Genomic DNA, 17987 nt, shown 5'->3' with positions numbered 1-17987 from the left:
CTGCGGGATAGTCTCGCGGCATGCACGTGCCCGACGGATTCCTCGGCGTCCCCGTCTCGGTGGCCACCGGCGCCGTGGCGGCCGCCGCCCTCGGCCTGGCCCTGCGCGGCTCTCGTCGTGAGCTCGGCGAGGTCGGGGCGGTGCGCGCCGGCTTGACTGCGTGTTTCATCTTCGCCGCGCAGATGGTCAACTTCCCTGTCGCCGCCGGCACCTCGGGACACCTCCTCGGCGGTGCCCTCGCGGTGACACTGGTGGGGCCGTGGACCGCCGTACTGGTGATGTCCTGCGTCCTGGTGGTGCAGGCGCTCGTGTTCGCCGACGGCGGGGTGACGGCTCTGGGTACGAACATCGTGCTGATGGCCGTGGTCGGCGTAGGGGTCGCCACCGTGGTGTCGTACGGCCTGATGGCGCTCCTCGGCCGCCGGGCGCGGAGACAGCACGCCGGGCGTCCGGGCGGGTCCCAGGGACAGGGCCGAAGCGTCGTCGCGGCGAGCATGGCCGGGGCGTTCGTGTCCGTCCCCGCGGCGGCAGCCGCCTTCTGTCTGCTCTATGCGATCGGCGGCGCGGTGCCGATGCCGATCGGCGCCCTCACCGTCGCGATGGTGGGCACCCACCTGCTGATCGGCATCGGCGAGGCACTGATCACCGGGGCCGTGGTCGGCGCGGTGCTCGCTGTGCGCCCCGACCTGGTCCGGCTGGCGGGCGGGGAACGCGCGCAGGTGGCCGCTGTGACATTGGCCGACGGCACTGTGGTGTTGCACTCGGTGCACTCGGCCGCTGATCGTACGGATCCCGCTGTCGGGGCCTGGGCGAGGCAGCGTCCGGTCGGCCGGCGGGGCCTTCTGCTCGCTGCAGCGGCGGCGGTGGTGATCGCCGGCGGGCTGAGCCTGATGGCCTCGACCAGCCCGGACGGTCTGGAGCATGTCGCGGCCGCCCTCGGCTTCGCAAGCAGTGCGACCTCGCCGGTGGTGCACTCCTCGTTGGCCGACTACGGCATCGCCGGTCTGGGCGCGGTCGGGACGTCGCTGGCCGGCGTGGCCGGTGTCGCGCTGACTCTGGGACTCGGTCTGCTGGTCACCGGATTGGTCCGTCGGGGGCGCCCGCTGGCCGGTGAGGTCGAGGTCGACGTCGCGGGATCGGCGGAGTACCCGGCGCATGCGGCCGATCGGTCGGCACCGTCCGGGGAGGTGTCGCCAGGCTTCGGGGAGGTGTCGCGAGGCTTCGGGGAGGTGTCGCCAGGCTCGGGGGGCCTGTCGCGGGGCTCGGGAGACCCGTCGCGGCCCACGGGAGACCTCTGATGACCGCCGTGAAGGTCGCTGCACCGGCCGTACCTCCGGTGCTGCTGGCCATCACCCCGCGGATGGAACGGCCGTGGGAGCGCTCGAGCGCTGTCCGGTCGCTCCCGCCGGAGACCAAACTGGTCGCCCTGGTCACCTTCGCCCTGGTTGTGGTGGCCACTCCGACGGCGGCCTGGCCGGTGGCCGTGGTCGCCGCATTCGGCTTGGCAGCGGTCGCGGTGATCGCGCGGGTGCCGGGTGGCTGGGCCCTGCGCCGCGCCGGGGTCGAACTGCCGTTCGTCGTGTTCGCGTTGCTGATGCCGTTCGTCGCGACCGGCCCTCGGGTGCCGGTCGGTCCGCTGACGCTCTCCCACGCCGGCCTGGTCGGCGGCGGGGCGGTCCTCGTCCGGGCCACCCTGGGCCTGGGAGCGGCGCTCGTGCTGGCCGCCTCCACCCCGCCGTACGAGATCATCGAGGGTCTCGGGAGGCTTCGGCTGCCGCGTGCCCTGGTGGACGTGCTCACCCACATGATCCGCTTTCTCGATCTTGTCGCCGACGACCTGCGCCGCCAGGGGATCGCCCACGCCGCTCGAGGAGACCATCGGAGCCGCGGCGTACGCCTCGCGGCCACCGCGGCCTCGGCCGGCCACCTCTTCGTACGTTGTGTCGAACGCGGTGAACGACTCCAGCTCGCCATGCTGTCCCGCGGCTACCGAGGCACCCTGCCGCCGAGCGGCCGGCCGGCACCGGCCGCGGGGGAGTGGGGCCGGGCGCTGGCGTTGCCGATGCTGGTCGGCGCTGCACTGCTGGTGGCTTTCGCGATGGGGGCCCGATGAGCTGGGACGCGACCGAGGGCGGCGCGGCGGATGTCGGTGCGGCCGCGACCGCGGATGCCCCTGTGGACACGACCGCGGATGCCGCCGCGGACACGACCGCGGATCCCACTGCGGACGTGACGGCGGACGCCGTCGAGCCTGCCGGACCGACCCGGACCCCGCCACCGGCTCGGACGCCGACGCCGACACCGGCGCTCGCGATCGAGGGACTCGCGTTCGCCTACCCGGACGGCCGACAGGTGCTGTTCGGTGTCGACCTCACCGTCGCGCCGGGCGAACGGATCGCCCTGGTGGGGCCGAACGGGGCGGGCAAGACCACCTTGCTGCTGCACCTCAACGGCACCCTGGGCCCGACGTCCGGGGGCTTCGGGGTCGGCGAGATCAGGGTGGGAGGCGTGCCGGTGCGCCCGGACACGCTGGGCGAGATCCGGCGCCGGGTCGGGATCGTCTTCCAGGACCCCGACGATCAGTTGTTCCTGCCCACGGTCGGTCGGGACGTGGCGTTCGGCCCGGCGAATCTCGGTTGGCCCTCCGAAGAGGTCGACCGCCGGGTGACGGGGGCACTGGAGCGGGTGGGGCTGGCCGGTCTGCGGGACCGTACGCCGCACCATCTCTCCTTCGGCCAGAAGCGGCGGGTCGCACTGGCCGGGGTGCTGGCGATGGATCCCGACATCCTCGTGCTGGACGAACCGTCCTCCAACCTCGACCCCGCCGCGCGCCGGGAACTCGCTGAGATCCTCACCTCGCTCGACGTCACCGTGGTGATGGTCACCCATGACCTGCCGTACGCCGCGCAGCTGTGCAGCCGATGCGCGATCCTGGACGGCGGCCGGATCGTCGCCGACGGCCCGATCCTCGACGTGCTCTCCGATGCGGAGCTGCTCGCCGCGCACCGCCTTGAACTGCCGTACGACTTCCGGCTGGCCTCGCCGGCTGATGAGAAGGTGCGCGATGATGGGGCGGGGCCCGGGGTGCGGCGCGATGATGGGGCGGTGGCCCGGGGGACGGCGCGATGATGGGGCGGTGGCCCGGGGGACGGCGCGATGATGGGGCGGTGGACGGAGTGGCGACGCGATGACCGGCACGACTGACGAGGAGCTGGCGCGTTGACCCGCCCTGCCGACGGGCCGCTGCCCGTCCCCATGGATGACACCGATGCCTGGGCGGCCCGGTTCGACCTGCTCGGCGATCCGACTCGGCTCAGCCTGTTGGCTCACATGCACCTGCACCCGGGATGCACGGTTGGCGAACTCGCCGCGGCCGCCGGGACCACCCCTACCACGACGTCCCAGGCGCTGCGGGTGCTGCGTCGGCAGGGCTGGGTGGGGGCGGAGCGGGACGGCCGGTCGATGCGCTACACGCTGCTGGACGACCTGGCCCACCGGGTGCTGCATCTGATGGGACAGCGGCACGCCGGTCAGTGATCCGGGGTACGGGGAGATCTGGCAGTACGGGGGCGGCGATCCGGGGACTCGGCGGCCGGGGGTCCGGGGAGACGGCGGCCGAGGCTCGGTGGTCTTCGGCGCCCCAGGGGCTCTTCGACGGTCAATGGCCGCGTTCCCCGACGATTCTCAGGTCGCCCGACGTTCTGCGGCAACACCGACCGTAATCGGCCGTGGAACGTCGGGGTTCCTGAGGGCCATCGGGGTTCCTGAGGGCCATCGGGGTTCCTGAGAATCATCGGTGATCGGGGTGCCGAAGTGGTGCGCGGGGTCGGGAGCGTCAGGCGGTGCACCTCGGTGGCCACGGAGGGTGGGTTTCGGGGCGCCGAGGTTGCTGGGCAGGCTCGGAGACCGTCAGGGTTGCCGCACCCCGGTGGCCGCCGAGGCAGGTGTCCAGGTGGACCCAGGGCCGGCTGGACGCCCGGGGCGGCGCTGAGCGGCAGCTCCTGCCCCGGGCCCTACCCTCACCAGATCCGGACGCGGTCCTCGGGATCCAGCCACATGCCGTCGCCGGGCCGGGTGGCGTACGTCTCGTGGAAGGCGTCGACGTTGCGCAAGGTCTGGTTGCAGCGGAACTCCGAGGGGGAGTGCGGGTCGGTCGCCAGGCGCTGCCGGACGGTCTCCGGGCGGGTCTTCTGCTGCCAGATCCGCGCGAAGTTCATGAAGAAGCGCTCCGCCCCGGTCAGCCCGTCGATCGACTCCGGCTCGCGGACCTCGCCGGTGTCCGGGTCGGTCAGCGCGATCCGCCACGCGGCGTACGCGATGGAGACGCCGCCCAGGTCGCCGATGTTCTCGCCGATGGTCAGCGACCCGTTCACCTTCAGCCCGTCGGCCCCTTCCGGGGACAGCTCGTCGTACTGGGCGATCAGCGCCGTGGTGCGGGCGGTGAACGCCGTACGGTCCTCGTCGGTCCACCAGTTCCGCAACCGGCCGTCGCCGTCGCAGGTCGAGCCCTGGTCGTCGAAGCCGTGGCCGATCTCGTGACCGATCACCGCACCGATGCCGCCGTAGTTGACCGCGTCGTCCGCCTCGGGGTGGAAGAACGGCGACTGCAGGATCGCGGCCGGGAAGACGATCTCGTTGCGCAGCGGGTGGTAGTAGGCGTTGACCGTCTGCGGAGTCATGAACCACTCCTCACGGTCGATCGGCCCGCCGAGCTTGTCCAGCTCGCGGTCGGTCTCGAACTCGGCGGTGCGTCGTACGTTGCCGATCAGGTCGTCGGGCACGATCGACAGCTTGGTGTAGTCGATCCACTTGGTCGGGTAGCCGATCTTCGGGGTGAAGTGGGCGAGCTTGGCCAGCGCCTCCTCCCGGGTCGCGTCGGTCATCCAGTCCAACGCGCTGATCGAGCGTCGGTAGGCCTCGACCAGGTTGGCCACCAGTTCGTCGCAGCGTTCCTTGGCGGCCGGCGGGAAATAGCGTTCCACGTAGAGCTGTCCGACGGCCTCCCCAATGCAGCCTTCGACCAGCCCGACACCGCGCTTCCAGCGCGGCTTGATGGTCGGCGTGCCCGACAGGACGGTGCCGTAGAAGGCGAAGTGTTCCGAGGTGAACGCCTCGGGCAGGTAGGCCGCGGTGCCGACCAGCAGCCGCCAGCGGGCCCAGGAGCGCCAGCCGGGCAGTCGGTCGGCGACCAGCAGCAGCGCGACGTCGTCGAGGAACGACGGCTGTGACTCGATCAGCCCGGTGACCTTCGCACCGTCGACGCCGAGTGCGTCGAGGTAGCGGCGCAGGTCCAGTTGCGGGTTGATCGCGGCGACTCGATCGGCCAGCGCCTCGACCTCGATCGGGTTGTACGAGGCGACCATGTCGCGGCGGCGGACCTTGTCCCAGTGGCAGGCGGCGATCGCCGTCTCCAGCTCCATCATCGCCTCCGCCTGCGCTCGCCCGTCGGCCAGCCCGGCCAGCCCGAACATCCGCTCCGCGTGGTCGACGTACGCCGCACGGATGTCGGCGTACTGGTCGAGGCGGTAGTACTCCTCGTCCGGCAGCCCGAGACCGCCCTGACCGAGGAACAGGGCGTACGCCTCGGGCCGGCCTGGATCGGCGTCGACGCCGCCGTACAGCAGGCTGCCCAGGCCGCGGCGGGCGTTGCTGCCGAGCAGGGTGACCAGGGAGGCGACGTCGGCCAGCGCGTCGATCGTGCCCAACTCGTCCTGCAGCGGGCCGGTGCCCAGGGCATCGATCGTCGCGGTGTCCATGAAGCTGGCGTAGAGGCCCGCGATCCGGTCCGCGTCGGTCTGCGGGCCGTCGTGCGCGGCGGGGGTGCCGAGGCCGGTGACGATGTCGCGGACCGCCTCCTCGGAGCGGTCCCGCAGGTCGCTGAAGGCGCCGGTGAGCGGCTTGTCGTCGGGGATCACCGCCCGGGCCAGCCAGCTCCCGTTGACGTGCCGGTAGAAGTCGGCGCGGGCGGGGACCGCCTCGTCCACCGCGGTCAGGTCCAGCACGACGGGGGTCTCCTCAACAGTCATGAGCCGATCGTAGTCGGGCGGCCGCTGTCGGCCCGATCGCCGCTCTGCGGCCCACCTAGCCCGGCGTTCTGCGGCCCACCTAGCCCGGCGTTCTGCGGCCCACCTAGCCCGGCGTTCTGCGGCCCACCCGGCCCGGCGTTCTGCGGCCCACCCGGCCCGCCGCTCGGCAGCCCGCTCCGGCGCAGTCGTCGCCACGCCAGCAGCGCCTCGGTGCTGACGATCATCACCGACACCCAGACCAGCAGGAAGCCGATCCAGCGCCCCGGCGACATCATCTCGCCGCGCACCAGCCAGCCGATCAGGAATTGCAGTGTCGGTGCCAGGTACTGCAGCAGCCCGATCGCGGTCAGCGGCAGCCGCTGGGCGGCGTCGGCGAAGAACAGCAGCGGGACCAGGGTGACCAGGCCCCCGATCACCAGCAGGGCGGTGTGCAGCGGACCGTACGCGGTGAACGTCGCCTGCCCGGAGGCCTGCAGCCAGCCGAGGAAGGCGATGGCGACCACGCTGATCCCGAGCCCCTCGACGACCATGCCGGACAGCGCATCGATCCGTACGCCCTTCTTCATCAGCCCGTACACACCGAAGGTGACCGCCAGCACCAGGGCCGCCCACGGCAGCCCGCCGACCTCGACGGTCAGCACCACCACGGCGATCGCGGCGAGCCCGACGGCGAGCCACTGCAGCCGGGACAGCCGTTCGTGCAGCAACAGGACGCCGAGCAGGATCGACAGGATGGGGTTGATGTAGTAGCCGAGGGCGGCATCGAGAACGTGGCCGTTGTTGACCGCCCAGATGTAGGTGCCCCAGTTGACGCTGACCAGCGCCCCGGCGCCGAGCAGGGTGGCCCAGGCGCGCCGGCTGGTCAGCCCCTGCCAGAACCGCCGGCGCAGCAGCAGGCAGCCGAGCAGTGCGAAGACCAGTGACCAGACCACCCGCTGGGCGAGGATCTCGATCGCGCCGGCCCGGGCGACCAGCGGCCAGTAGAGCGGGAAGAAGCCCCACAGCAGATAGGCGCCGAGACCGGCGAGCAGCCCGCGGCGCAGTCCGGGCCGTCCGCTGCTGGTGGTCGGCTCGGGCATCGGGACTCCTCACGATCACAGACGTACGGCGGCACCGAGCGGGAGGACCGCCGGCCGCTCAATCTAACAGCGACCCCGCACCGGGCCGTCCGGCGCCCACCCGCTCACCCGATCAACGCTCACCCGCTCACCCGATCACCCGATCACCCCGAAGGTGAAGCCGGCCGCGCGCAGATCGGCGACGATCTGCGGCAGCGCCTCGACGGAGATCCGCTTGCCCGGGGCATCGTGCATCAGGATCACCACGACGTGCGGGTCCTTCAGCAGCGCCATGTCCTTGCGGACGTTGTCGGCCGCCTCGGCGGGCGTGGTGGGCTCCTTCTTCTTCGCCTCGGCATCACCGGTCATCGCGTTCCAGTCGATCCACGCCAGGCCGCGGGAGGCCAGACCGGCATCCGCACCCGTCAGGCCCTGCCACGACATGTGCCCGCCCGGATAGCGGAAGCAATCGGGCGTGTAGCCGGGGCCGAGTGCGGTCCGCACCGCATCCAGCGCCCTGCCCTCGTCGGTCAGCACGTGCTCGGCGTCCGCGTGCCGCTGGGGATAGAGGTAGTGGTAGTCGTGGCTGAACGAGTGGATGCACACTGCATTGCCCTCGCTCACCTCACGCTGCATCAGCGCCGGGCCGCTGCGGCCGAGCCCGAGCGGGCCGCCGATCACGAAGAAGGTGGCCGGGACGTTGTTGGCCCGCAGGGCGTCGAGGACGAGCGGGGTGGCGTCGGTGCTCGGGCCGTCGTCGAAGGTGAGGAAGGCGATCTTCTGCTGCGGGTAGTCCGCGGCCGACCGGCCGTTCACCAGCCAGTCGTGCACCGACGCCGCCGGATAGGCGTACGCCTGTGCCGCGGCGGCATGGTTGGTGCCGGCCACGACGTACGGCGTCGGCGTCGGCGTGGCGTCCGGGCGGGACCGCCCTCGCTGCGGCGGGGCGCACGCCGACAGCAGCAGCGTCGCCAGCACCAGGGCCACCGACAGTGGCCGGACGAGCGCCGTGATCGGGCGGCGGGACGACGGACGGGCTGGGGTCATCGAGACTTCCTCCGGGCGTCCGAGGACGCTTGACGGGGACACATCCACCTCAGGCTAGGCGCGCGACGGGGCATGCTTGGCAGGCGTGCCGCGTGTCGTGCCCCGCCGACTCAGGGCACCCTCAGTCGCCTCAGGGGGCCCTCAGTCGGGGAGGGCTCAGGCGCCGACCTCCCAGGTGTCCTGGCCGTACAGCAGGTCCTGCAGTGAGGCGTCGTCGACCTCGTTCCCGTCGCCGCGGGCGGTCCGGACCTGCTCGCGGGCCTCGTCGTCGTACGACGGGCGCTGGACGTCGCGGAAGACGCCGATCGGCGAGCGCTGCAGGTGCCCGGCACTGCTCAGCCGCGACAGCGCGAAGGCGTACGAGGGGTCCTCGGCGTGCGCGTCGTGGACGACGATGTCCTCCGCGGACACCGTGGCGCGCTCGGCGATCCGCAGCGCCCCGGTGGCCCGCTCCCGGACCACCGCCAGGTGGCCGTCGACCCCGAAGACGATCGGCTCGCCGTGGACCAGTGGGATGATCGCCTCGGCCGACTCGTCACCGCCCTTGAGGGCGTCGAACGCGCCGTCGTTGAAGATCGGGCAGTTCTGGTAGATCTCCACCAGCGAGGCACCGCGGTGTGCGGCGGCCGCCTTCAACACCTCGCTGAGGTGCTTGCGGTCGGAGTCGACCGCGCGGGCGACGAAGGTCGCCTCCGCGCCGAGCGCCAGCGACACCGGGTTGAGCGGCTGGTCCAGCGACCCCATCGGGGTCGACTTGGTGACCTTGCCCATCTCCGAGGTCGGCGAGTACTGGCCCTTGGTGAGGCCATAGATCCGGTTGTTGAACAGCAGGATGGTGATGTTGACGTTGCGGCGCAGCGCGTGCAGCAGGTGATTGCCGCCGATCGACAGGGCGTCGCCGTCACCGGTGATGACGAAGACGGCGAGGTCCTCGCGGGTCGCCGCGACGCCGGTGGCGATGGCCGGGGCACGGCCGTGGATCGAGTGCATGCCGTACGAGTCGACGTAGTACGGGAACCGCGACGAGCAGCCGATCCCGGAGATGATCACGGTGTTCTCGCGCTTGATGCCGAGCTGCGGCATGAACCCCTGGAAGGCGGCCAGCACGGCGTAGTCGCCGCAGCCGGGGCACCAGCGGACCTCCTGGTCGGAGACGAAGTCCTTGCGGTTGAGCGGCTCGATGGCCAGCGGCACGTGGGCGAGGCCCCGGCCGAGTGCCCGCGGGGTGGCCACGGCATCGGGTGTCTGCGTGCTGGGTGCCTGCGCGGCGGGGGACTGGGTGGCGGTCACTGGAGGGCTCCTTCCGAGGCCTCGGGTGCGGAGGCCTGCGTCGCCGAGGCCAGCGCCTCGACCTCGCGGATGATCTCGTACAGGTCCGCCTCGAACTCGTCGACCGAGATCGGCAGGCCCCGGACCCGGGAGTAGCTCTGGACGTCGACCAGGTACTTCGCCCGCAGCAGCAGGGCGAGCTGGCCCAGGTTCATCTCCGGCACGACCACCTTGTCGTACGACCGCAGCACCTCGCCGAGGTTCGCCGGGAACGGGTTGAGCCAGCGCAGCTGGGCGTGGGCGATCTTGGTGCCGGTCTTGCGCATCCGGCGGATCGCCGCCAGCGCCGGGCCGTACGTCGACCCCCAGCCGAGCACCAGCACCCGGGCGCCGTCACCGTCCTCCCGGCCCGGGTCGTCCACCTCGAGCGGCGGGATGATCCGGGCGATGCCGTCGACCTTGGCCTGACGGGTGTCGGTCATCAGCTGGTGGTTTGCCGGATCGTACGAGATGTTGCCGGTGCGGGAGTCCTTCTCGATGCCGCCGAGGCGGTGCTCCAGGCCCGGCGTGCCGGGGACGGCCCACGGGCGGGCGAGGGTCTCCTCGTCGCGCAGGTACGGCAGGAACTCGGCCTTCTTCCCGTTCGGGCCCTTCTCGCCGTTCGGTGCGGTGGCGAAACGCGGGTCGATCGGGTCGATGGTGTCCAGCTGCGGCACCCGCCAGGGCTCGGCGCCGTTGGCGAGATAGCCGTCGGTCAGCACGAAGACCGGCGTACGGTACTCGACCGCCACCCGGACCGCCTCGATCGCGGCGTCGAAGCAGTCGGAGGGGGACTTGGCAGCGATCACCGGCACCGGTGCCTCGCCGTGGCGGCCGTAGAGGGCCATCAACAGGTCGGACTGCTCGGTCTTGGTCGGCATGCCGGTCGAGGGGCCGGAGCGCTGCACGTCGCAGATCACCATCGGCAGCTCGGTCATCACGGCCAGCGAGATCGTCTCGGACTTCAGGGCGATGCCGGGGCCCGACGACGCGGTGACCCCGAGCCGACCGGCGAAGCTGGCGCCCAGCGCCGACCCGGCCGCGGCGATCTCGTCCTCCGCCTGGAAGGTCATCACGTTGAAGCGCTTGAGCTTCGACAGGGTGTGCAGCACGTCGGAGGCCGGCGTGATCGGGTAGGCGCCGAAGAACAGCGGCAGGCCGGCCTTCCGCGCACCGACGACCAGGCCGTACGCCAGGGCGACGTTGCCGGAGATCTGCCGGTAACGGCCGGCCGGCATCGGCGCGGGGGCCACCTGGTAGGTGACGCCGAAGGTCTCGGTGGTCTCGCCGAACGCGTAGCCGGTGCGGAAGGCGGTGATGTTGGCGTCGCGCAGCTGCGGCTTGCCGGCGAACTTCTCGCTGAGGAACTTCAGCGTGGTGTCGGTGTCACGGTTGTAGAGCCAGCTGAGCAGGCCCAGCGCGTACATGTTCTTCGCCCGGGAGGCGTCCTTGCGGGTCAGCCCGAAGTCGTGGACCGCCGCCACCGTCATGCCGGTGAGGTCGAGGGCGTGCAGCTGGTAGTCGTCCAGCGAGCCGTCCTCCAGTGGACTCTCCGGGTAGCCCACCTTGGTGAGGTTGCGCTTGGTGAACTCCGCGGTGTCGACGATGATCAGCCCGCCGCGCTTGAGCTGGGGGAGGCTCGCCTTGAGGGCCGCCGGGTTCATCGCCACCAGCACGTCGGCGGTGTCGCCGGGGGTGACGATGTCGAAGTCGGCGAAATGCACCTGGAAGCTCGACACTCCCGGGATCGTCCCCTGGGGGGCCCGGATCTCGGCCGGGAAGTTGGGAAGGGTGGAGATGTCGTTGCCGAACGACGCCGCCTCGGCGGTGAACCGGTCGCCGGTGAGCTGCATTCCGTCGCCGGAGTCGCCTGCGAACCGGATGACCACACGGTTGAGCATCTGGACGTCTGCCACGTCGGTGTGCCTCACTTCTTGTCGTACGACGCCTCGTGGGGGGAGGCGCCGCAAGTCTAGTGCTCACCGCAGGTGAGCCTTACTCATTGGATCTGCTAATGAGTGTAGGTGCAAGTTCTTATGCCTCAGAGTGGTCCGGAGGGTGGCACGTCTGCGGCGATAGGCTGTCGGGTATGGCACAGGGCACACGGATGTACGACTGGTACGGCGACGGCCGGCTCCTCGTCGCCGACCTCGGACTGGCCTGTTGCACCCTGGAATTCGAGGCCGCCGCGATGGAACGCCGCGAGGTGGCCGCGGACGAGGTCCCCGGTGCAGCGCTCGCGGTGGTGGTCTCCGGCACCGTCCCCGATGCGCTGGTGCCGGTGGTCCGGCAGGCGATCGACGCCCTCGGTGACCGCACCGGCCGGCGTCCCCAGGTGGTGGCGTACGGTGCCTGCGCCGACTCGGGCGGCCCCTACTGGGATTCGTACGCCGTCGCCGACGGCATCGCGCAGTTCGTCCCGGTGGCCGCCGTCGTCCCCGGCTGCCCGCCCCCGCCGGGATCCCTCGACGACGCCCTCGCCGGGCTGACCGTCCCGGCAGTAGCGACCGTCCCGGCAGCGCCGACGGTGGCCGAGGAGGCGTGATGAGGGACGACCTGACCCGCCGGGTGGACCCGGCCGACTGGGTCGACGCCGTCCGCGCGGCCCGTGACGAGGGGTTCGACCGCTTCGACTGGCTCGACGCCACCGACGACATCGGCCGGGCGTCGACCGTGACGGTGGTCTGCCAGCTGCGCGACCGGGCGGCCCGTACGCTCCGGGTGCGGACCAGCGTGTCGCGAGAGGGTGGTGCGCTGGCCAGCCTGGCCGGCATCTTCCCGGGGGCCGGCTGGTGCGAACGTGAGGCGGGGGAGGGGTACGCCGTCGAGTTCAGTGGCGGAGACGACCGTCGGCTGCTGCTCGCCCCGGACGCCCCCGAGGCGCCGCTCCGCAAGGACCACCCGCTCGCCGCCCGTGTCGCGGTGCCGTGGCCGGGCGCCGCCGACCCCGAGGAGGGTGCCCGGGCCCGCCGCCGGATGGTGCCGCCGGGCGTCCCCGATCCCGCGGTGTGGGGCGAACGTGACCCCGCGGCAGGGCCGGCCGACCCCGAGGAGGTTGCCGCGGGGGTGTCCGGGGCGCGGGTCCGCCGCTCCCGCGACCGGAGTCAGGATCGAGACCGGAGCCAGGATCGAGACCGCGGCCGGAGCCGGGATGAGCGGGGGCCGAGATGACCGGGCCGCACCGCAGCATCCGGCTGATCGAGGACCGCTGCACCTCGTGCATGATCTGTGTCCGGGAGTGCCCGGTCTGGTGCATCACCGTGCAGGCCCACACCGAGCCCGATGCCGGCTCGGAGGGCTCCCGGCGGCCGCGGCTGCACAACGTCCTGGATAGGTTCGCCATCGACTGGTCGGTCTGCATGTACTGCGGCATCTGTGTCGACGAGTGCCCCTTCGACGCCCTGGCCTGGAGCGATGATCGGGTGACGCCGGCCGGCAGCGCCGGTGGGTTGGTGCACGAGCGGGACCGGCTGGCGCCCGCCCCTGGTCCGGTGTCGGGTCCGGCCTGATCCCGCCCGGCTGCGCTGATCGGGTGAGGCTGCGCTGATCGGGTGAGGACTCGCCCGCAGGGATTGGCCGGGAGGCCGGATCCGGGCATAGTCTGGCAGGGTCGGCCCGCAGCAGGAGGGGATCGCGCAGCGGGAAGGGGTGAGCATGGCTGGTGACCGGGTGCGTGACCTCGAGTCGCCGCAGGCGCTCCGCCTCTCCTCCCGTGCCGCCCTCCGGGACCTGGCGACCGACGCGCTGGCCGCCCTCGGTGCCGAATGGTTCGACCCGATGGTCCGCCAGGGCATCCTCGGCACGATCCTGCTCGTCGTCGGCTCGTTCAGCCCCGCCTTCCTGCCGGACGCCTCACCACTGTGGTCGTTGCCCGGCCTCGGCATGCTCCACACGCCGGTCGGCACCGCCTTCACCTCGATCGTCGCGCTCGCCGGTGTCTGGCTGCTGCTGGACGCCTGGCTGCGACTGCGGCCGACCGCCTCGGGACGCCACGACTTCCGCGCCGTGCTGGCCCTGTGGTCGGCGCCGCTGCTGGCGGCCCCGCCCATCTTCAGCCAGGACGCCTACTCGTACGCTGCGCAGGGCTGGTTGGTCTCCCGTGGGGTGGACCCCTACCAGGTGGGGCCGGCGGCTCTGCCCGGCTCGTTCGCCGATGCGGTCTCGCGGGTGTGGCTCTACACCCCGGCGCCGTACGGTCCGCTCAGTCTCCAGATCCAGCGGATCCTGGTCGACGCGACCGGCGGGCACCTGCTGGCGCCGGCCGCCGGCAGCCCGCTGCACGCCTACCTCGCCGCGCTGGCGATGCGCGTCCCGGCCGTGGTCGGGGTGGTGCTGCTGGCCGCCTGCCTGCCCGGCCTGATCCGCCACGTCGGCGGCACCGGTGTCGACCTCGACCGGGGCCTGTGGCTGGCGGTGGCCAATCCGCTGATGATCGTCCACTTCGTCGGTGGCGCCCACAACGATGCGCTGATGGTCGGGCTGATGGTCCTCGCGCTGTGGTACGGCGCCAAGGGCCGGTTCGTCACCGCGGCGGTCCTGGTCGGCATCGCCACCGCCGCCAAACAACCCGCGGCACTGGCGGGCCTCGCCGTCGCGTTCATGTTCCTGCCGGCGGCCGCCAGGCGCTGGTCGGCCTGGCGGGAGATCCTCCGGCGTACGGCCACCACTGCGGCGATCGCCCTCGGCGCGTTCGCCGCGGTGTCGCTGCTCACCGGTCTTGGGTTCGGCTGGCTGCACGCGATGGCCGTGCCCGGATCGGTCCCCACCATCGCTCCCAGCAGCCTGGTCGCCCAGGCGGTCAACTCGCTGGTCCTGCAATGGGGCTACTACGAGTGGGGCGGGGTGATCACCGGGGCGATCGAGACGGTGTTCGGTCTGGCCACCGTCGGGTTCATCGCCTGGATGGCTGCCCGGATCGCGCTGCACCGCCCGATCCGCTTCGTCTCCTGGGGCCTGCTGGCGGCCGCGATCGGCGGCGCCGCGCTGCACGGCTGGTATCTGCTGTGGGGCGGGCTGCTGCTGCCCGCGACCCGTCCGTCGCCCCGGCTGGTCCGGGTGGCCGTATGGGTCAGTGTCGGCATGGTCGTCTACTACGGCACCGATCTGTCGATCCGCAACGGGGCCGGCTGGGCCGGCATCGTTGCGCTGGTGCCGTTCGCGCTGCTGATGCTGCGCCACGACAAGGCCGCGTGGCGTACGTCGCTGGCGGCCGGGTCACCGGCTGCGTCCCGCTGAGGGAGTGATCCCCCATCGGGCAGGCCCGGCCTCAGTCGGCGAACAGCTCGGCGACCTCCTGCGGGTCGACGTCCTCGATCGAGGCGTCGCTCCACCGCGGGCTCTGGTCCTTGTCCACCAGCTGGGCGCGGACGCCCTCGGCGAAGTCGGGCAGCATCGCCATCCGCTCGGCGACCCGCAGGTCCTGGGCGAGCACCTCGTGCACCCCGGACATCGCCCGGGCACGCCGCAGCGCCTCCAGACTGGTCACCACCGACAGCGGACAGCGCAGGCGCAGGTCGGCACCCGCTCGGCGGGCCGCCGGAGCGGGGTGGTCGAGCAGCCGCTCGACGACCGTGACGGCGTCGTCGGTGGCGAAGCACTCGTCGATCCAGACCCTGGACGGGCCGTCCGCGTGCAGCGCCGACAGGGCGGGGAAGGAGAGCTCCACCCCGGTGAACGGGGCCCCCTCGGCAAGGGCGTACAGCCACGGGTCACGACGGCCGTCGAGGGCTGCCATCTCCACCAGCCGGTCGGCGGCCACCATCGCGTCGGCGAACCCGGCGGCCACCGCATCGGCGCCGTCCAAGGTCGCCCCGGTCATCGCCATCCAGGCACCGATCCGGCCGGGCGCCCGGGCCAGCAGCCACTGGGCGCCGACGTCCGGGGTGAAGCCGATGATGGTCTCCGGCATCGCCAACTGGGTGTTCTCGGTGGTCAGCCGGATCGAGCCGTGGCCGGAGACGCCCACGCCGCCGCCCATCACGATCCCGTCCATCAGCGCGACGTACGGCTTGGGGAAGTCGGCGATGGCAGCGTTCATCGCATACTCGGCGGCGAAGAACGGCCCCGGATTGCCGTCCTCCAGGACGTTGCGGCGGACCGCCCGGACGTCGCCGCCCGAGCAGAGCCCGCGCGCGCCGGCACCCTGGATCACCACCGCGCCGATGGAGTCGTCGGCCGCCCACGCGTCGAGCCGGTCATGGATGTCGGTGACCATGCCGAGGTTCAGGGCGTTGATCGCCCGCGGCCGGTTGAGCACGATCCGGGCCACCGGCCCGTCGATGCCGAACAGGACGTCGTCGGTGGTGCAACTGGTCAGCTCCATCGGATACCTTCCTCGGTCACAGTGCGTAGTCGACCACGACCGGAGCGTGGTCGGAGATCCGCGCGTCGTACGACGGGTCGCGGTCGGTCCCCGCACCGGTCGCCGCGTCGGCCAGCGCCGGGGTGGCGAGCTGGTAGTCGATCCGCCAGCCGGCGTCGTTGTCGAACGCCTTGCCGCGCCACGACCACCAGGAGTACGGGCCGTCCACACCGGCGTGGTGGTGGCGGACCACGTCGACCAGGGTGCGCGGCGACTGCACGCCGGCGATCCACTCCCGTTCTTCCGGCAGGAACCCCTCCGACCGGCGGTTGGTCCGCCAGTTCTTGATGTCCAACTCAGTCGGGGCGATGTTCCAGTCGCCCATCACGACGAACTCCCGGCCCTGCCGCGCCGCCTCGCGGCGGCTGCCGGTCAGGTGCCGGGAGAAGGACCGCAGGAAACGGAACTTGCGCTGCATCTTCGCCAGCGAGGCCTCGTCCTCGTACGGCGTGCCGCCCTTGGGGACGTAGACCGAAGCGACCCGCAGCTTCGGGCCGGACTCCGGCTCGAGGTCGACCTCGACGTAGCGCCCCTCCCGGTCGAACTCCTTGCTGCCGAAGCCGGTCCGCACCGCACTGGGCGCCGTACGTGTCGCGATCGCCACCCCGTTGCGCCCCGGGATCACCCCGGCGTCGTGGACCAGGTGGTAGCCGCCGAACACATCCGGCACCTCACCAGCGGGGCAGCGCATCTCCTGCACCGCCAGCACATCCGGCCGACGGGTCGCCAACCAGGTAGGGAAACCGCGTCGATCAGCGGCTCGGATCCCGTTCACGTTGAAGGTGGCGATGCGCAGCACGGGCCCAGCATAGGGGTAGCGGCGTGGTCCTCTGCCGGGTCGGGCGGGGCGGCGTCAGCGGTAGTTGGTGAACTGCACGGCGAAGTCGTAGTCCTGGGCCTTGATCAGCGACTGGACCGTCTGCAGGTCGTCGCGGCTCTTCGAGGAGACCCGCAGCTCGTCGCCCTGGATCTGCGCCTTGACCCCCTTGGGGCCCTCGTCGCGGATCAGCTTGGAGACCTTCTTGGCGTTGTCCTGGCTGATCCCCTCCTGGATCGAGGCGGTGATCTTCCACACCTTGCCGGAGGCCCGCGGCTCGCCGGCGTCCAGCGACTTGAGGTTGATCCCGCGGCGGACCAGCTTGGACTGAAGCACGTCCAGCACGGCGTTGACCCGCTCCTCGGTGGTCGCCTCCAGCTCGATGACGGCCTCGCCGCTGAGCGCAACCTTCGCGTCGGTGCCCTTGAAGTCGAAGCGCTGATGCACCTCCTTGGCGGCCTGGTTCACGGCATTGGCCACCTCCATGTGATCGACCTTGCTCACGACGTCGAACGAGTTCTCACTGGCCACGATGTGCTCCTCGGGTGGGGGTCGGTGTCCGACCATTCTGCCGTGCCGGGGCTGCGCGGGCAGGCCCGATGACGCCGTTTTGCACTGAGCCCGACAACCTTGCTATGGTTTCCGTCGCCCGCAGAACCCGGGAGACCGGGGGCGGTGGGCATGGCAGGTTGCCCGAGCGGCCAAAGGGAGCGGTCTGTAAAACCGTCGGCTTCGCCTACGCTGGTTCGAATCCAGCACCTGCCACGCACAGCCGGGGTCCCGGCTTGCACCACTGCAGGATCCGCGCCGAACGACGGTTTGGCAAGATGATCCGAGTTGTGTAAGTTGGTTCCTCGGCAGCTGAGCCGGGATTCGCCTCCCGGACCAGGGTGCAGGCCCCTATAGCTCAGTAGGCAGAGCGTCTCCATGGTAAGGAGAAGGTCAGCAGTTCGATTCTGCTTGGGGGCTCGGATCCGGATCCACAGTCAGCGACAACCGCAGTCGGTGACACCGTGGATGCCAACCAGGCGACTGGTCCGGAACATGGCGGGGTAGCTCAGTTGGTGAGAGCGCACGACTCATAATCGTGAGGTCGCGGGTTCGAATCCCGCCCTCGCTACCATTCAGACCAGTGAACGTGAACAGACAGAGGATCGACCATGGCCAAGGCCGCTGATATTCGCCCGAAGATCACGCTCGCCTGCACCGAGTGCAAGGAGCGGAACTACATCACCAAGAAGAACCGGCGCAACACGCCGGATCGTCTGGAGCTGGCCAAGTTCTGCCCGAAGTGCGGCCGTCACACGGCCCACCGCGAGACCCGCTGAGCGGCTCCTCCCGAACACCGTCCCACAGGGCGTCACCCACGC

The 17987-nt window shown here is 71.4% G+C and carries 17 protein-coding genes and 3 tRNA genes; 12 read left to right on the top strand and 8 right to left on the bottom strand.

Annotated features, from left to right (window positions below; translation table 11 throughout):
* Positions 1–20: 20 nt before the first annotated feature.
* The 4 genes from R0146_RS01750 to R0146_RS01735 all read left to right on the top strand — a co-directional run bounded on the left by R0146_RS01750 (position 21) and on the right by R0146_RS01735 (position 3537).
* Complete coding sequence (locus R0146_RS01750; protein WP_317691148.1) at positions 21–1298, top strand: energy-coupling factor ABC transporter permease; 1278 nt, start codon at positions 21–23, stop codon at positions 1296–1298.
* Positions 1298–2113: a cobalt ECF transporter T component CbiQ gene (cbiQ, locus tag R0146_RS01745; RefSeq protein ID WP_317691147.1), complete on the top strand. Its 816-nt coding sequence runs from the start codon at positions 1298–1300 to the stop codon at positions 2111–2113. The genes R0146_RS01750 and cbiQ overlap by 1 nt, the downstream gene beginning before the upstream one ends.
* Positions 2110–3129, top strand: coding sequence for an energy-coupling factor ABC transporter ATP-binding protein (locus R0146_RS01740; protein WP_317691146.1), 1020 nt, complete (start codon positions 2110–2112; stop codon positions 3127–3129). Before cbiQ ends, R0146_RS01740 begins: the two co-directional genes overlap by 4 nt.
* 90 nt (positions 3130–3219) lie before the next feature.
* On the top strand, positions 3220–3537 hold the full coding sequence (locus tag R0146_RS01735; protein ID WP_317691145.1) for an ArsR/SmtB family transcription factor: 318 nt from the start codon (positions 3220–3222) through the stop codon (positions 3535–3537).
* A gap of 482 nt (positions 3538–4019) precedes the next feature.
* On the opposite strand, the gene R0146_RS01730 is transcribed toward R0146_RS01735, so the two are convergent.
* The 5 genes from R0146_RS01730 to R0146_RS01710 all read right to left on the bottom strand — a co-directional run bounded on the left by R0146_RS01730 (position 4020) and on the right by R0146_RS01710 (position 11340).
* A complete protein-coding gene (locus R0146_RS01730; protein ID WP_317691144.1) occupies positions 4020–6026 on the bottom strand; it encodes a M13 family metallopeptidase in 2007 nt (668 codons plus the stop codon).
* Positions 6023–7105: an EamA family transporter RarD gene (gene rarD / locus R0146_RS01725; protein WP_317691143.1), complete on the bottom strand. Its 1083-nt coding sequence runs from the start codon at positions 7103–7105 to the stop codon at positions 6023–6025. Before rarD ends, R0146_RS01730 begins: the two co-directional genes overlap by 4 nt.
* A gap of 135 nt (positions 7106–7240) precedes the next feature.
* Positions 7241–8131 carry a polysaccharide deacetylase family protein gene (locus R0146_RS01720; RefSeq protein WP_317691142.1) on the bottom strand — a complete coding sequence of 297 codons (891 nt, stop codon included), beginning with the start codon at positions 8129–8131 and terminating at the stop codon, positions 7241–7243.
* A 156-nt stretch (positions 8132–8287) separates the two neighbouring features.
* Complete coding sequence (locus R0146_RS01715; protein ID WP_317692317.1) at positions 8288–9364, bottom strand: 2-oxoacid:ferredoxin oxidoreductase subunit beta; 1077 nt, start codon at positions 9362–9364, stop codon at positions 8288–8290.
* A 53-nt stretch (positions 9365–9417) separates the two neighbouring features.
* The gene (locus tag R0146_RS01710) at positions 9418–11340 is read right to left on the bottom strand and encodes a 2-oxoacid:acceptor oxidoreductase subunit alpha (RefSeq protein WP_317692316.1); all 1923 of its coding nucleotides are present in this window, start codon (positions 11338–11340) and stop codon (positions 9418–9420) included.
* Between the two features lie 188 nt (positions 11341–11528).
* Here R0146_RS01710 and R0146_RS01705 point away from each other — a divergent pair, with 188 nt between their 5' ends.
* From R0146_RS01705 to mptB, 4 genes are all read left to right on the top strand, one after another.
* Entirely contained in the window at positions 11529–11984 is a 456-nt protein-coding gene (locus R0146_RS01705) for an NADH-quinone oxidoreductase subunit B family protein (RefSeq protein ID WP_317691141.1), read from the top strand.
* Positions 11984–12610, top strand: a complete 627-nt coding sequence (locus R0146_RS01700; protein WP_317691140.1) for an NADH-quinone oxidoreductase subunit C — start codon at positions 11984–11986, stop codon at positions 12608–12610. The genes R0146_RS01705 and R0146_RS01700 overlap by 1 nt, the downstream gene beginning before the upstream one ends.
* Positions 12607–12948 (top strand): 4Fe-4S binding protein, encoded by a 342-nt coding sequence (locus tag R0146_RS01695; RefSeq protein ID WP_317691139.1) that lies wholly within the window; start codon positions 12607–12609, stop codon positions 12946–12948. The genes R0146_RS01700 and R0146_RS01695 overlap by 4 nt, the downstream gene beginning before the upstream one ends.
* A 145-nt stretch (positions 12949–13093) precedes the next feature.
* Complete coding sequence (gene mptB / locus R0146_RS01690) at positions 13094–14674, top strand: polyprenol phosphomannose-dependent alpha 1,6 mannosyltransferase MptB (protein ID WP_317691138.1); 1581 nt, start codon at positions 13094–13096, stop codon at positions 14672–14674.
* 31 nt (positions 14675–14705) lie between these two features.
* Here the strand turns inward: mptB and R0146_RS01685 are convergent, their stop codons facing one another.
* From R0146_RS01685 to R0146_RS01675, 3 genes are read right to left on the bottom strand one after another with little or no spacing between them, the layout of a single operon-like run.
* Positions 14706–15761 (bottom strand): enoyl-CoA hydratase/isomerase family protein, encoded by a 1056-nt coding sequence (locus tag R0146_RS01685; RefSeq protein ID WP_317691137.1) that lies wholly within the window; start codon positions 15759–15761, stop codon positions 14706–14708.
* A 16-nt stretch (positions 15762–15777) separates the two neighbouring features.
* Positions 15778–16596 carry an exodeoxyribonuclease III gene (locus R0146_RS01680; RefSeq protein WP_317692315.1) on the bottom strand — a complete coding sequence of 273 codons (819 nt, stop codon included), beginning with the start codon at positions 16594–16596 and terminating at the stop codon, positions 15778–15780.
* 57 nt (positions 16597–16653) lie between these two features.
* A complete protein-coding gene (locus R0146_RS01675; RefSeq protein ID WP_317691136.1) occupies positions 16654–17148 on the bottom strand; it encodes a YajQ family cyclic di-GMP-binding protein in 495 nt (164 codons plus the stop codon).
* A gap of 152 nt (positions 17149–17300) precedes the next feature.
* On the opposite strand from R0146_RS01675, the gene R0146_RS01670 reads away from it, so the two are divergent.
* The 4 genes from R0146_RS01670 to rpmG all read left to right on the top strand — a co-directional run bounded on the left by R0146_RS01670 (position 17301) and on the right by rpmG (position 17945).
* Positions 17301–17382 (top strand) — tRNA-Tyr (locus R0146_RS01670).
* Between the two features lie 131 nt (positions 17383–17513).
* A tRNA-Thr gene (locus R0146_RS01665) sits at positions 17514–17586 on the top strand.
* Between the two features lie 77 nt (positions 17587–17663).
* Positions 17664–17740, top strand: a tRNA-Met gene (locus R0146_RS01660).
* 37 nt (positions 17741–17777) lie between these two features.
* Positions 17778–17945 (top strand): 50S ribosomal protein L33, encoded by a 168-nt coding sequence (gene rpmG, locus R0146_RS01655; RefSeq protein ID WP_317691135.1) that lies wholly within the window; start codon positions 17778–17780, stop codon positions 17943–17945.
* Positions 17946–17987 lie beyond the last annotated feature (42 nt).

It is taken from the genome of Raineyella sp. LH-20, assembly GCF_033110965.1.
Lineage (GTDB): Bacteria > Actinomycetota > Actinomycetes > Propionibacteriales > Propionibacteriaceae > Raineyella.
The sequence above is the reverse complement of the archived record's forward strand: the minus strand, read 5'-3'. Positions and strand labels throughout refer to the sequence as shown.

Coding starts and splice junctions, on each gene's coding strand:
- R0146_RS01750 (WP_317691148.1), top strand. CDS start 21: ATGCACGTGCCCGACGGATTCCTCGGCGTCCCCGTCTCGGTGGCCACC.
- cbiQ (WP_317691147.1), top strand. CDS start 1,298: ATGACCGCCGTGAAGGTCGCTGCACCGGCCGTACCTCCGGTGCTGCTG.
- R0146_RS01740 (WP_317691146.1), top strand. CDS start 2,110: ATGAGCTGGGACGCGACCGAGGGCGGCGCGGCGGATGTCGGTGCGGCC.
- R0146_RS01730 (WP_317691144.1), bottom strand. CDS start 6,026: ATGACTGTTGAGGAGACCCCCGTCGTGCTGGACCTGACCGCGGTGGAC.
- rarD (WP_317691143.1), bottom strand. CDS start 7,105: ATGCCCGAGCCGACCACCAGCAGCGGACGGCCCGGACTGCGCCGCGGG.
- R0146_RS01720 (WP_317691142.1), bottom strand. CDS start 8,131: ATGACCCCAGCCCGTCCGTCGTCCCGCCGCCCGATCACGGCGCTCGTC.
- R0146_RS01710 (WP_317692316.1), bottom strand. CDS start 11,340: ATGCTCAACCGTGTGGTCATCCGGTTCGCAGGCGACTCCGGCGACGGA.
- R0146_RS01705 (WP_317691141.1), top strand. CDS start 11,529: ATGGCACAGGGCACACGGATGTACGACTGGTACGGCGACGGCCGGCTC.
- R0146_RS01700 (WP_317691140.1), top strand. CDS start 11,984: ATGAGGGACGACCTGACCCGCCGGGTGGACCCGGCCGACTGGGTCGAC.
- R0146_RS01695 (WP_317691139.1), top strand. CDS start 12,607: ATGACCGGGCCGCACCGCAGCATCCGGCTGATCGAGGACCGCTGCACC.
- mptB (WP_317691138.1), top strand. CDS start 13,094: ATGGCTGGTGACCGGGTGCGTGACCTCGAGTCGCCGCAGGCGCTCCGC.
- R0146_RS01685 (WP_317691137.1), bottom strand. CDS start 15,761: ATGGAGCTGACCAGTTGCACCACCGACGACGTCCTGTTCGGCATCGAC.
- rpmG (WP_317691135.1), top strand. CDS start 17,778: ATGGCCAAGGCCGCTGATATTCGCCCGAAGATCACGCTCGCCTGCACC.